Below are 13,309 nucleotides of genomic sequence, written 5' to 3'. Positions count from 1 at the left end.
GGGACGTCATGACGGACAAGTTCGTCGCCGCAATCGACCAGGGCACCACCTCGAGCCGCTGCATCATCTTCAACCAGAACGGCGCGATCGTCGCCGTCGACCAGCGTGAGCACCGCCAGATCTTCCCCAAGCCCGGCTGGGTGGAGCACGACGCCACCGAGATCTGGTCCAAGGTGCAAGCGGTGGTCGCCGGCGCGATCGCCAAGGCCGGGCTGCGTGCCGACCAGCTCAGCGCGCTCGGCATCACCAACCAGCGCGAGACCACGGTGCTGTGGGACCGGGCGACGGGCAAGCCCGTACACAACGCCATCGTCTGGCAGGACACGCGCACTGCCACTCTGTGCAACCAACTCGGCGGCTCGGACGGGCAGGACCGTTTCCGCGAACAGACCGGACTGCCGCTGGCCAGCTACTTCTCCGGGCCCAAGGCGGCCTGGCTGCTGGACAACGTGCCGGGGCTGCGCGCACGTGCGGAGCACGGCGAGATCGCCTTCGGCACCATCGACTCCTGGCTCATCTGGAACCTCACCGGCGGCACCGACGGAGGGCGCCACGTCACCGACGTCACCAACGCCGGACGCACGATGCTGATGAACCTCGAATCCCTTCAGTGGGACCCGTCGATCCTTTCCGCGATGAACGTGCCCGAGGCCGTGCTGCCCGAGATCAAGTCGTCCGCCGAGGTGTACGGAACCGCCGTCGGGCAGCTCTCCGGCGTCCCCGTCGCCTCGGCGCTGGGCGACCAGCAGGCAGCGGTGTTCGGCCAGGCCTGCTACGACGTCGGCACCGCGAAGAACACCTACGGCACCGGCAGCTTCCTGCTGCTCAACACCGGCAACCGGCCGGTGCCGTCGAAGAGCGGACTGCTGACGACGATGGGCTACAAGATCGGCGGTGAGGCGCCCGTCTACTGCCTGGAGGGGTCCATCGCGATAACGGGCGCGCTCGTGCAGTGGTTCCGCGACCAGCTCGGCATCATCCGTACCGCCGACGAGATCGAGCCCCTGGCGGCGAGCGTCGACGACAACGGGGGCGCGTACATCGTGCCCGCGTTCTCCGGCCTGTTCGCGCCGTACTGGCGTTCCGACGCGCGCGGAGTCGTCACCGGGCTCACCCGGTACGTCACGAAGGCGCACCTCGCGCGCGCGGTGCTGGAGGCGACGAGCTGGCAGACGCGGGAGGTCGTGGACGCCATGTTCCAGGACTCAGGGGTGCACATCACGACCCTGAAGGTGGACGGCGGCATGACCAAGAACAACCTGCTGATGCAGCACCAGGCGGATGTCCTCGGGGTGCCCGTGATCCGGCCCAAGGTCTCCGAGACGACCTGCCTGGGCGCCGCCTACGCAGCCGGACTGGCCACCGGGGTATGGAACGACCTCGACGAACTCAAGGCGCACTGGCAGAAGGACGTCGAGTGGACGCCGGCGATGGAGGCGTCGGTGCGGGACCGCGAGTACCACAAATGGCACAAGGCCGTGGAGAAGAGCTTCGGCTGGCTGGAGGAGGAGAGTTAGGCACCTGAACTGCGGCCCGTACCCCGGTCGGTGGGGGTACGGGCCGCGCGTGTGCGTCAGGTGGTGACCGTCTGGCGGTGGTCCGCCGCGTACGCCATGGCGTGCTCGACCACGCTGATGAGGACCTCCTTGACGGACTCCCGGGCGCGGGCGTCGCACAGCACCAGGGGTACGTAGTCGTCGAGGTCGAGCGCCTGGCGTACGTCGTCCTCCGGGTAACGGGCGGCTCCCTCGAAGCAGTTGACGGCCACGACGAAGGGTATGGAACGCCGCTCGAAGTAGTCGACGGCGGCGAAGGAGTCCTCCAGGCGCCGGGTGTCGGCCAGGACGACCGCGCCGAGCGCGCCCTCGGAGAGCTCGTCCCACATGAACCAGAACCGCTCCTGACCGGGCGTGCCGAAGAGATACAGCACCAGGTCCTCGCGCAAGGTGATGCGCCCGAAGTCCATCGCGACGGTCGTGGTGTGCTTGCCCTCCACGCCGCTCGTGTCGTCGACCGGACGTCCGGCCTCCGTGAGCAGTTCCTCGGTGCGCAGTGGCCTGATCTCGCTGACCGCGCCGACGAGCGTGGTCTTGCCCACGCCGAAGCCGCCGGCCACCAGGATCTTGAGCGTGACGGGCTCGACCGGGGGCTTGCCGCGCTCAGAACGCCCGAAGATCATCGATCTCTTCTCCTGCTTGATGGGGGTGGGGGGACGGCGGTCCGTAGCCTCCGCCGCCTGGGGTTTCGACGACGAGTACGTCGCCCGGGGCGACGTCCGTCGCATCGCTCGCGCCCAGTGCACTGACCGTACCGTCCGCGCGCTCGACACGGTTGGCGCCCAGCGCGCCCGGTTCGCCGCCCGCCATGCCGTACGGCGGGACCCTGCGGTGCTGGGAGAGCGTGGAGACGGTCATCGGCTCATGGAACCGGATGCGGCGCACCGCTCCGTCGCCGCCGCGCCAGCGTCCGGCGCCGCCGCTGCCACGCCGGACGGCGAACTCGTCGAGCTGGACGGGCAGTCGCCACTCCAGGACTTCCGGGTCGGTGAGCCGCGAGTTGGTCATATGGGTCTGCACGACGGGCGCCCCGGGGAAACCGTCGCCCGCGCCGGATCCGGAGGCGACGGTCTCGTAGTACTGGTGCCGTTCGTTGCCGAAGGTCACGTTGTTCATCGTGCCGGAGCCCTCCGCCTGGACGCCGAGTGCGGCATAGAGCGCGCCGGTGATCGCCTGCGAGGTCTCCACGTTGCCGGCGACCACGGCGGCCGGCGGTTCCGGAGCGAGCATCGAGCCGGACGGCACCACGATGTCGAGGGGGCGCAGACAGCCGTCGTTGAGGGGGATGTCGTCGGCGACCAGAGTGCGGAAGACGTACAGGACGGCCGCGTTGACGACCGCGAAGGGTGCGTTGAAGTTGGAGTCCAGCTGGGGGGAGGTTCCGGTGAAGTCGACGGTCGCGGACCGGTTCTCACGGTCGACGCGCACGCTGACCCTGATGACGGCCCCCGAGTCGGTCTCGTAGGCGTAGTCGCCGTCGTCCAGCGCGTCGATGACCCGTCGTACGGCCTCCTCCGCGTTGTCCTGGACGTGCTTCATGTACGCCTGGACGACGTCGAGGCCGAAGTTCTCGATCATGCGGGCGACTTCGTCGACGCCCTTCTGGTTGGCGGCGATCTGGGCGCGCAGGTCGGCGAGGTTGGTCTTCGGGTTGCGGGAGGGGTAAGGCGCCTCGGTGAGGAGGCGGAGGGTCTCCTTCTCGCGGAAGCGGCCCCGCTCGGCGAGCAGCCAGTTGTCGAAGAGGATCCCTTCCTCGTCGATGGTGCGGCTGTTGGCGGGCATGGAGCCGGGCGCGATGCCGCCGATCTCGGCGTGGTGTCCGCGGGAGGCGACGTAGAAGAGGATCCGGTTGCTCTCCGTGTCCGCTGTGTTCTCGGAGTCGAAGACCGGGGTGATCACGGTTACGTCGGGGAGGTGGGTGCCGCCGTGGTACGGGTCGTTGACGGCGTAGGTGTCGCCGGGACGCATCCCGGAGCCGCGCCGCTGGATGACCTCCTTGACGCTGGTGCCCATCGAGCCCAGGTGGACGGGGATGTGGGGGGCGTTGGCCACCAGGTTTCCGTCCGGGTCGAAGAGGGCGCAGGAGAAGTCCAGGCGCTCTTTGATGTTGACGGACTGGGCGGTGGACTCCAGCCGGGCGCCCATCTGTTCGGCGATCGACATGAAGAGGTTGTTGAAGACCTCGAGCAGAACGGGATCAGCTTTCGTGTCGAGATCGGAACTCTGCGTAATCACCGCGCGTTCCATGACCAGATGCCCGTCGTCGGTCGTCGCGGCCCGCCAGCCGTCGTCGACGACGGTCGTCGCACTGGCCTCGGTGATGATCGCGGGGCCGGTGACGGTTTCGCCGGGGGGCAGGTTCTCGCGGCGGTGGAGGGGTACGTCGCGCCAGGCGCCGCCGGTATGGAGGCGGACGATGTCCGGCGCGGAGGAGCGGCCGTCAGGGACGGCTGCGAACGGGGCGAGAGCGGAGAGATCGGGGGGTTCGGTGATGCCGGTGGCTTCTACGGAGAGGGCTTCGACGACGACCGGGCGGTCGAGCGTGAAGGAGTATGTGGCGCGATGACGTTCTTCGAAGGCGTGCTGCATGGTGTCGGGCTCGGTGAGCTCGACGGTGAGGGTGGTGTCGGTGCCGTCGTAGCGGAGCTGGGCGCGGCGGGTGATCCGGATGCGGTCCTCGGGGATGTCCTCGGCGAGGAGTTCGGCGCGGGCGGCGCCCTCCAGGTCGTCGGCGGTCTTGCGGACGGCGGGCATGGAGGCGGGCTCCAGGGGTGCCTCGACGGACTGTTCGCGCATTGCGGTGGTGTCGGCGAGGCCGATGCCGAGCGCGGAGAGCACGCCGGCCATGGGCGGCACGAGGACGGTGCGGATGCCGAGCGAGTCGGCGACCATGCACGCGTGCTGGCCTCCCGCACCACCGAAGGTGGTGAGGGCGTAGCGGGTGACGTCGTGGCCCTTCTGGACGGAGATCCGCTTGACCGCGTTGGCGATGTTGGCGACGGCGATCTGCAGGTAACCCTCGGCGACCTGCTCCGGTGTGCGCTCGTCGCCGGTCTGCTCCCGGATCTCCCGGGCGAGGGCGGCGAACCGGTCGCGGACGAGCGCGTCGTCGAGGGGCTGGTCGCCGTCGGGGCCGAACACCGTGGGGAAATGGGCGGGTTGGATGCGGCCGAGCATGACATTGGCGTCGGTGACGGCAAGCGGACCGCCGCCCCGGTAGCAGGCGGGCCCCGGCTCCGCGCCCGCCGAGTCCGGCCCTACGCGGTAGCGGGAGCCGTCGAAGTGAAGGACCGAGCCGCCGCCGGCCGCGACGGTGTGGATGTCCAGCATGGGAGCGCGCAGCCGGACTCCGGCGATCTGCGTGGTGAAGACACGTTCGTACTCGCCCGCGAAGTGCGAGACGTCCGTGGAGGTGCCGCCCATGTCGAAGCCGATGACCCGGTCGAAGCCTGCCAGTTGCGACATGCGGGCCATGCCGACGATGCCGCCGGCGGGCCCGGACAGGATGGCGTCCTTGCCGCGGAACTGCCCGGCTTCCGCGAGCCCGCCGTTGGACTGCATGAACATCAGCCGCACGCCTTCGAGTTCGTCGGCGACCTGCTGGACGTAGCGCCGCAGCACGGGCGACAGGTAGGCGTCGACGACGGCGGTGTCCCCGCGCGGGACGAGCTTCATCAGCGGACTGACCTCGCTGGACAGCGAGATCTGGGGGAAACCGATTCGGGCGGCCAGCTCGCCGACAGCCTGTTCGTGGGCGGGGTGGAGGTGGCTGTGCATGCAGACCACGGCCAAGGCCCGGACACCGTCGTCGTACGCCTCCTGGAGGGGCCCGGCGAGAGCGTCCAGGTCGGGAGCGCGCAGGACGGTGCCGTCGGCGGCGATGCGCTCGTCGACCTCGATGACCCGCTCATAGAGCAGCTCGGGGAGTTCGATGCGGCGGGCGAAAATGCGGGGGCGGTTCTGGTAGGCGATCCGCAGAGCGTCGCGGAAGCCACGGGTGATGACCAGGAGCGTGCGCTCGCCCTTGCGTTCCAGGAGGGCGTTGGTGGCGACGGTGGTCCCCATCCGGACGGCCTCGACGGGTGCATGGGAGCCGTCCAGCAGTTCGCGTACGCCGGCGACTGCCGCGTCGGAATAGCGCGCGGGGTTGTCGGACAGGAGCTTATGGGTGAGGAGCCGGCCGTCGGGGCGTCGCGCGACGATGTCCGTGAAGGTGCCGCCTCGGTCGACCCAGAACTGCCAGCCCGTCGTCACGTCCGTCTCCCCGATCGCGCTGCTCGGAACCCTATCGGCAGCTCAGTCGCGGATGAGCTGCCGAGGGTCGTCGACGATCGGTCAGATCATATCGGGAGGGCTGCGCCGGTGCCCTGTCCACACCGGGCGGCGCCTCTCGGTGACGGCTATGGTGATCGCTGTTCGCATGATGCGATGGGCGAACGGATAGTGCGAAGATGGGGAACAGTAGCCACGTAGGTCAAGGGGCCATCCCGCACGCCGTCAAGGAGCCTCCGAAGATGCGCATGTCCAACCCCCCAGGGACCCCGGGTGACAGCGAGTCCGCCCCGGCCGCCGAGCCGAGTGCATCGTCGGGCAAGGTCCAGTCGCTGGAGCGGGCGATCGCGCTGCTCCAGGCGACTGCCGACAGCGCGCCGGGCGGCGACACGGCCTCGAACCTGGCGGCGCGGTGCGGACTCAACCGGGCCACGGCATGGCGGCTGCTGTCCACGCTGGAGCAGCACGGCCTGGTGGAGCGTGACCCCGCCGGCCATCGCTACACCATCGGTTTCACGGTCGCCCGCATGGCATCGGCGGCAGGCTTCGACGGGCTGATCCGCCGGGCGCACGGCACCTTGCGCCGGGTCAGCGAGCAGACCGGCGAGACGGCCAACCTCGCCGTGGTGCAGCAGCTCGGCCTGACGTACATCGACGAAGTGACGCCACCGGTGGTCCTCAGCGCCAAGTGGCTGGGGCGGCAGGTGCCGCTGCATGCCACGTCCACGGGCAAGGCGCTGCTGGCCTGGCTGCCGAGGGAGGAGGCCGAGTCGCTGCTCACCGAGCCGCTGACCGCGTTCACCGACACGACCGTCATCGACCGGGGACGGTTGTGGGAGGAGTGCGCTCGGACGCGGGAGCGCGGATACAGCGTCTGCGCGGGTGAGATGGAGCGGAATCTGTACGGGGTGTCGGCGCCGGTGCTGGGCAGCCGCGGACGGCCGTTCGCCGTGGTCAGCATCTGGGGCCCGCAGGACCGGGTGACCGAGGCGCGGTTCGCGGACCTGGGGGCGCTGGCACGGGCCGCGGCGGAGGAGATCGCGGCGGCCGCGCGGGCGTAGGACGGGGGGCGGCTGAGGAGCCGAGGGGCTGACGGCGGCTGAGAGCAGGCGCGCTTGACGTACCACCGCATGGCAACGCATGTTCGTAATCCGCGACAGCCGCTCACAATATGAACAAGTACTGCTCGTCGAGAGAGGAATCAGCGCGACCATGAACCAGGACGTCATCATCACCTGCGCCCTCACCGGCGCCGGTGACACCGTGCGCAAGAGCCCGCACGTCCCCGTCACCCCGCAACAGATCGCCACATCCGCCGTGCAGGCCGCCGAGGCTGGTGCCGCCGCTGTGCACATCCATGTCCGTGACCCGGAGACCGGCGCACCCTCCCGCGACCCGCGGCTGTATCGCGAGGTAGTGGAGCGCATCAAGGAGACCGGCACGGACGTCGTCATCAACCTCACCGCCGGTATGGGCGGCGACCTGGTGATCGACCCGGAGGAGCCGCTGAAGCAGCTGCCCGGCACCGATCTCGTGGGCGGCCTCGAACGGCTGCCGCATGTCGAGGAGTTGCTGCCGGACATCTGCACCCTCGACTGCGGCTCCCTCAACTTCGGCGACGGCTCCAACCTCTATGTCTCAACACCCGACATGCTGCGTACCGGCGCCCGGCGCATCCAGGAGCTGGGGGTGCGGCCGGAGTTGGAGATCTTCGACACCGGGCACTTGTGGTTCGCCAAGCAGTTGCGCGCCGAGGGACTGCTCGACGACCCGACCGTGTTCCAGCTGTGCATGGGCATCCCGTGGGGCGCGCCCGCGGACCCCGGTGTGCTGCAGTCGATGGTGAACATGCTGCCGGAGGGCGCGCAGTGGGCCAGCTTCGCGCTGGGCCGGATGCAGATGCCATGGGTGGCGCAGTCGATCCTGCTCGGCGGGCATGTGCGCGTCGGGCTGGAGGACAACCTCTATCTGGGCAAGGGCGTCAAGGCGACCAACGCCCAACTCGTGGAGCGTGCCGTGACGATCGTCGAAGCGATGGGCGCCCGCGTCGCCACGCCCGACGAGGCACGCCTCAAGCTCGGCCTCAAGCCGCGCGGCTGAACCCGCACGACAAAGCAGCCGACACCCGCACCACGACACGGCAGCTGATACCCGCCAAGAAGCGACGGCCCCATCAAGGAGCCCAGAAGGAGCCCAAGTTGACGGAGACGGAGACGTTCACCCCCGCCACCGCACCCGAGGACGTACGCCGCGTCGCCTGCGTCGGCGCCGGGGTCATCGGCGGCGGCTGGGTCGCCCACTTCCTCGCCCGTGGCTACGCAGTCACGGCCTGGGACCCGGCCCCCGACGCCGAGGCCCGGCTGCGCCGGCTGGTCGAGGCGGCGTGGCCCGCGCTGGAGCAGTTGGGGCTTGCCCCGGGCGCGAGTGCCGACCGGCTCACCGTGACCGACAGTCTCGAAGAGGCGGTCGCCGAGGCACAGTTCGTGCAGGAGAGCGCCCCCGAGAAGCTCGGCCTCAAGCGTGAGCTGCTGGCCAAGCTCGACGCGGCCACGCCGTCCGGCGTCGTCATCGCCTCGTCGACCTCCGGCTACCCGATGACGGACATGCAGACCGGGGCCGCCACACCCGGCCGGCTGGTGGTCGGGCATCCGTTCAATCCGCCGTATCTGATACCGCTCGTCGAGGTCGTCGGCGGCGACCGCACACACGCCGAAGCGGTCCGATGGGCCGCGCGCTTCTACGAGGTGGCGGGCAAGTCCGTCATCACCATGGACCGCGAGGTCCCCGGCTTCATCGCCAACCGCCTCCAGGAAGCGCTGTGGCGCGAGGCCCTGCACATGGTGGCCAACGGCGAGGCGACGGTGCGCGAGATAGATCTGTCGATCACCGAGGGGCCGGGCCTGCGCTGGGCGGTGATGGGCCCGATGCTCACCTTCGCGCTCGCGGGCGGCGAGGGCGGCATGGCCCATATGCTCGACCACTTCGGGCCGTCCCTGAAGTCCCCGTGGACCCGCCTGGAGGCACCCGAGCTGGACACGGCCCTCTACGACGCGGTGGTGGCCGGCTGCGACGACGCCGCGGACGGTCGTACGATCGCCGATCTCGTCGCCGAACGGGACCGGGGCGTCATCGACGTCCTGCGCGCCACCGGCCGTCTGCCCGGGACCGGTGCCGAGTGAGCCTGCCGCTGTTTCACGAGACCGTGCGCCCCGAGTGGATCGACTACAACGGGCACATGAGCGAGGCGTACTACGTCCTCGTCTTCGGCTTCGCCACGGACGCGTTGATGGAGCGTACGGGGCTGGACGCCGCGTACCGCGAGCGCACCGGCTGCTCGCTCTACACGGCCGAGTCACACGTCCGCTACCTGCGGGAGGTGCCGGAGGGCGCCCAACTCGCCGTACGCACGCGCGTGCTGGGAGCGGCAGGGAAGAAGGCGCGGTTGACGCATGAGATGCACGTCGTCGAGGGGCCGCGAGCCGAGCCCGACCCGGTCGCCACGATCGAGCTGCTGATGCTGCACGTCGATCAGGGGGCGGGCCGTGCCATACCGTTCCCGTCCGAGGTCCGCGAGCGCCTCGCGGCGCTCGCGGAGGAGCCGCCCGGATGGGCAGGCCGGTCGATCGGACCGGTGGTCACAGAGCCCGGAGCCCGTTGATCACATCACGCAGGATGCTCTCGTCCGGCAGCTCCGCGGGCGGAACCGGGCGGTTGACGTGGACGAGGTCCTCGTCGACGAGGTCGCCGACGAGGACGCGTACGACACCGATGGGCAGGTCGAGTTCGGAGGCGAGCTCGGCGACCGACTGCGGCGTGTCCCGGCACAGGCCGACGATGTCCACGTGTTCCGGGGACAGCGTCTGGTTTTCGGCTTCCGAGTCGTCCGCGTGGGATTCCGCGACGACCAGCGCGATCAGGTCCAGGCGGTGCTGGCCCGCATGGCTGGTGCGGCCGCGCGTCATGGCGTACGGACGGACCACCGGTCCGGCCTCGTCGTCGAACCAGTGGCTTCTTCCCTGACCGTCTCCGCTCATGTCATCCCACTACCCGCCCGCGGGCAGATCGGTGCGCGGAGCGGCCCCCAGATGTACGCCGACCCGCTTCACGAGGAGCGTCATCTCGTAGGCGACCTGGCCGACGTCGGAGTCGGCGGCCGAGAGGACGGCGAGGCAGCTGCCGTCGCCCGCGGCCGTCACGAACAGGAAGGCGTCGTCCAGCTCGACGACCGTCTGCCGGACGCTGCCCGCCTCGAAGTGCCGGCCCACGCCCTTGGCCAGGCTGTGGAAGCCGGAGGCGACGGCGGCCAGATGCTCGCTGTCCTCCCGGGTCAGGTCCTTCGATGCCCCCGTCGCAAGCCCGTCGCCGGAGAGCACGACGGCCTTGCGGATGCTCGCGACGCGGTCGACCAGGTCGTCCAGGAGCCAGTTCAGCTCGCCTGTCCTGCCGGTGTCGCCATGGTCGGTCGCCTTCGGTGCGGTCATCGACCGTCCCCCTTAGTTCCTTGTGGTGCTGTGCCGCTGGAGCCATTGTCACCCGCGGCGTTCTCATGACGGCCACGCTGCCAGCCGCGCTGGAGCGAGGCCATACGGCTGCGTACCTCGTCGGCGTCCCGTTCGGCGGGCTCCGTCCGCTGCTCGGTGCGCTGCTCCTGAGCCTGCTTGAGCTGCGGGGCGAGGTTGGCCTGGCGGACGCGGCGGGGCAGGGGCGCCGTGCCCGAGCCGGTGGTCGGTGCCGCGTGTCCGTCCTGACCGGGGTCGCGTCCGGCCCTTGGCCCTGCTTCCGGTCTGCGCTCGTGCCCGGTCTCCGGGCCGGCTTCCATCCGGCCCTCGTGCCAGGTCTCCGGGCCGGTCTGAGGGCTGGTCCGGGGGCCGGCTTCCCGCTCGGTCTCGTGTCTGGCGTCCTGTGCCGCCGACGCGATGGCGGCGCGTCGTGTGCGCTTCGGGAGGGCAGGAGCCGTGTCCGCGGAGTCGCCGTTCTCGCGCCGGGGCCGCTGCTCGGTGACCGGACGTCCGTGCGAGCTGACGAGCTTGGGGGCGCCGCGGCGGGGCAGCGGGACCGGGGCGCCCGGACGGTCGTCCGTGCCGGGGTCGACCGGATGGTGCTGTTCGCCGGACAGACCCGCCGGGGCTGGGCCGCGGGGCCGGAAGAGTCCACCGCGTTCGCTGTCCTCGTCGCCGAGGCCGCCCGGGAAGTCGTTCAGGGCGTCCAGGTCGACGGGGGCCTCCAGTTCGACCGGCCCGTCCAGGAGGGCGGGCGGCAGACCGGGGAGTTGCACGGGCACCTGGGAGAGCGCGGCGCGGCGGCTCTCCTCCAACTCGGCTTCCTTGGAGGGGCGGTCCCGGTCGAGGCGGAAGCCGACGCCGTTGGTGTCCGGGACGTCGTCCGTCAGCAGCGCGTCCGGGATGAAGACGACCGCGGTGGTGCCGCCGTACGGGGAGGGCTGGAGGGAGACGCGTACGTTCTGCCGCTGGGCGAGCCGGCTGACCACGAACAGGCCGAGCCGGTCGGTGTCGGACAGCTCGAACTCGGGTGTCTCGGCGAGCCTGAGGTTGGCGTCCAGGAGCGCGTCGGCGGCCATGCCGAGGCCGCGGTCGTGGATCTCGAGGGTGAAGCCGTTGGCGACGCGTTCGCCGAGGACCTGGACGGCGGTGTGCGGCGGGGAGAACACCGTGGCGTTCTCCAGGAGTTCGGCGACGAGATGGGTGAGGTCCGCGACGGCGGGGCCGGTGACAGCGACTCGCGGCAGTCGGCGGACCTCGATGCGCTCGTAGTCCTCCACCTCGGCGACGGCGGCGCGTACGACGTCCATCAGCTGGACGGGCTTGCGCCACTGCCGGGAGGGGGCGGCGCCGGAGAGGATCACCAGGCCCTCGGCGTGCCGGCGCATGCGGGTGGTGAGGTGGTCGAGCCGGAAGAGGTCGGCGAGCTCCTCGGTGTCCTCGGTCCGGCGCTCCATGGTGTCGAGCAGGGTGAGCTGCTTGTGCAGCAGGACCTGGCTGCGCCTGGCGAGGTTCACGAAGACCTCGGAGACCCCGGCGCGCAGTTCGGCCTGCTTGACGGCGGCCTCGACGGCGGCGCGCTGCAGGGTGTTGAGGGCCTGGCCGACCTCGCCGATCTCGTTCTTGTCGTACTCCAGGCGCGGGACCTCGGTCTCCACGTCGACCTGTTCACCGGCGGAGAGGCGGCGCATCACGCTGGGCAGCCGGACGCCGGACGCCTCGTGCGCCTCCAGGCGCAGTTGCCGCAGGTCGCGGATGAGGGCGCGGCCGATGCGCACGGACAGGAAGAGCGAGAGCAGCAGTGCGATCAGGCCGAGGACGCCGGCGAAGGCGGCCTGGGCGATGACGCCGATCGCGACCGGGCGCACCCGGTCCTGATAGCGGTCGTTCGCCTGGTCGTTGAAGTCGGCGAGTTCGTCGAGCACGTCACCTGCGGCGGTGTCCCAGTTCTGTGCGGTGACGTCGCTGGGCGTGCCGGTGCCGGAGGAGGCGCCGGCGGACTCCTCGGCCACGCGCAGCGGCGCGCTGGCGGCGTTCTTCCAGAACCGCTCGTAGCGGTCGCGTTCCGAGGAGGGCAGCAGCGGCAGGTTGACGTCGTACATCAGCGTGCGCTGGGCCACGAGGTCGGAGATGTTGCGGGCCTCCCCGCGGGTGATCCTGCCGACGATCAGCGCGGAGCCGAGGAGAGCGTCCTCGCGGGAGAGCAGTTCGCGGGCCCGGGCCAGGTTGACCAGGGCGCGGTACTGCTTGTCCAGCTCGGTGTCGTCCACGACGTGGAGGTTGGTGAGCAGCACGTAGCACGGGTCGACGAGGCGGTTGTAGAGGTCGAGGGCCTGGGCGCGGTTGACGGTGCCCTCCTCGACGCTGCGGCGCAGGGACCCGATGCCGTCGAGGGCGTCCAGGAGGGCGGTCAGCCGCTCGCCCGTGCTCTGCCCCAGCGCGTCGCGTACGTCGGCGTCCTGGGCGTTCCTGCGGATCTTGACGACGGCCTCGTCGGTGGTCGTCCGGCTGCGGCGCAGCGCGGCGAGCCCGTCGGAGGCGCGCGGGTCGGCGAGATAGACGAGGGTCTGGCGGCGTTCCTGCTGGAGCACCCGGACGGCGTCCTCGGCCGGGTAGCCGATGTTCTCGACGACCTCCGACACGTTGAACAGCTGGCCCGCCTCACGTCCCGTGAGTACCGTGGCGAAGCCCCAGATAGCCGTCAGGGACACCAGCGGCACGAGAAGCAGCGCCACGATCTTCCGGCGGATCGACTTCCCGCGAAAGCGCATGGCCTCCCCCAGCTCGACCCCCACCGGACGGGGGTACACATGTACGTCAACAAACGGCGCGAGCCTACTACTGACGCATAGGTAACCCGAAGACCCGTCCGGAAGTCGAACGTCCGCAACGGTGGCGGGTCGTGGGGAGTTGTCCGGTCATTGCGGGAGATTGCCTCCCCCGACCTCGTGGTCACCGCGGTGAACAATCCGGTCGTTTCCG

Annotated in this window: 10 protein-coding genes; 5 read left to right on the top strand and 5 right to left on the bottom strand. The window is 70.4% G+C overall.

Translation table 11 applies throughout. The annotated features are described in order from the left end of the window. Positions 1 to 8 precede the first annotated feature (8 nt). A complete protein-coding gene (gene glpK / locus KCH48_RS36570) occupies positions 9 to 1,517 on the top strand; it encodes a glycerol kinase GlpK (protein WP_210581437.1) in 1,509 nt (502 codons plus the stop codon). Positions 1,518 to 1,573: 56 nt separating this feature from the next. On the opposite strand, the gene KCH48_RS36565 is transcribed toward glpK, so the two are convergent. Both KCH48_RS36565 and KCH48_RS36560 read right to left on the bottom strand, forming a co-directional pair. Continuing rightward, positions 1,574 to 2,179 (bottom strand): ATP/GTP-binding protein, encoded by a 606-nt coding sequence (locus tag KCH48_RS36565; RefSeq protein WP_210581434.1) that lies wholly within the window; start codon positions 2,177 to 2,179, stop codon positions 1,574 to 1,576. Next, positions 2,160 to 5,810, bottom strand: a complete 3,651-nt coding sequence (locus KCH48_RS36560; RefSeq protein WP_210581432.1) for a hydantoinase B/oxoprolinase family protein — start codon at positions 5,808 to 5,810, stop codon at positions 2,160 to 2,162. The genes KCH48_RS36565 and KCH48_RS36560 overlap by 20 nt, the downstream gene beginning before the upstream one ends. A gap of 260 nt (positions 5,811 to 6,070) precedes the next feature. Here KCH48_RS36560 and KCH48_RS36555 point away from each other — a divergent pair, with 260 nt between their 5' ends. From KCH48_RS36555 to KCH48_RS36540, 4 genes are all read left to right on the top strand, one after another. Beyond that, on the top strand, positions 6,071 to 6,889 hold the full coding sequence (locus KCH48_RS36555) for an IclR family transcriptional regulator (RefSeq protein ID WP_246886425.1): 819 nt from the start codon (positions 6,071 to 6,073) through the stop codon (positions 6,887 to 6,889). A 151-nt stretch (positions 6,890 to 7,040) separates the two neighbouring features. Continuing rightward, a complete protein-coding gene (locus tag KCH48_RS36550; protein ID WP_210581430.1) occupies positions 7,041 to 7,928 on the top strand; it encodes a 3-keto-5-aminohexanoate cleavage protein in 888 nt (295 codons plus the stop codon). Positions 7,929 to 8,026: 98 nt separating this feature from the next. Beyond that, positions 8,027 to 9,007: a 3-hydroxyacyl-CoA dehydrogenase NAD-binding domain-containing protein gene (locus KCH48_RS36545; protein WP_210581428.1), complete on the top strand. Its 981-nt coding sequence runs from the start codon at positions 8,027 to 8,029 to the stop codon at positions 9,005 to 9,007. After that, entirely contained in the window at positions 9,004 to 9,486 is a 483-nt protein-coding gene (locus KCH48_RS36540; RefSeq protein ID WP_307841050.1) for a thioesterase family protein, read from the top strand. The genes KCH48_RS36545 and KCH48_RS36540 overlap by 4 nt, the downstream gene beginning before the upstream one ends. Here the strand turns inward: KCH48_RS36540 and KCH48_RS36535 are convergent. The 3 genes from KCH48_RS36535 to KCH48_RS36525 are packed head-to-tail and all read right to left on the bottom strand — an operon-like array spanning position 9,464 to position 13,098. Further along, positions 9,464 to 9,862 carry a DUF742 domain-containing protein gene (locus KCH48_RS36535; protein ID WP_210581426.1) on the bottom strand — a complete coding sequence of 133 codons (399 nt, stop codon included), beginning with the start codon at positions 9,860 to 9,862 and terminating at the stop codon, positions 9,464 to 9,466. The two genes, KCH48_RS36540 and KCH48_RS36535, sit on opposite strands and share 23 nt — an antisense overlap. A 9-nt stretch (positions 9,863 to 9,871) precedes the next feature. After that, a complete protein-coding gene (locus KCH48_RS36530; protein WP_210581424.1) occupies positions 9,872 to 10,309 on the bottom strand; it encodes a roadblock/LC7 domain-containing protein in 438 nt (145 codons plus the stop codon). Next, positions 10,306 to 13,098, bottom strand: coding sequence for a nitrate- and nitrite sensing domain-containing protein (locus KCH48_RS36525; RefSeq protein WP_210581469.1), 2,793 nt, complete (start codon positions 13,096 to 13,098; stop codon positions 10,306 to 10,308). The genes KCH48_RS36530 and KCH48_RS36525 overlap by 4 nt, the downstream gene beginning before the upstream one ends. Between the last annotated feature and the right edge of the window lie 211 nt (positions 13,099 to 13,309).

It is taken from the genome of Streptomyces sp. GESEQ-4 (genome assembly GCF_017948455.1).
In the GTDB taxonomy this organism is placed as follows: domain Bacteria; phylum Actinomycetota; class Actinomycetes; order Streptomycetales; family Streptomycetaceae; genus Streptomyces.
The sequence above is the reverse complement of the archived record's forward strand: the minus strand, read 5'-3'. Positions and strand labels throughout refer to the sequence as shown.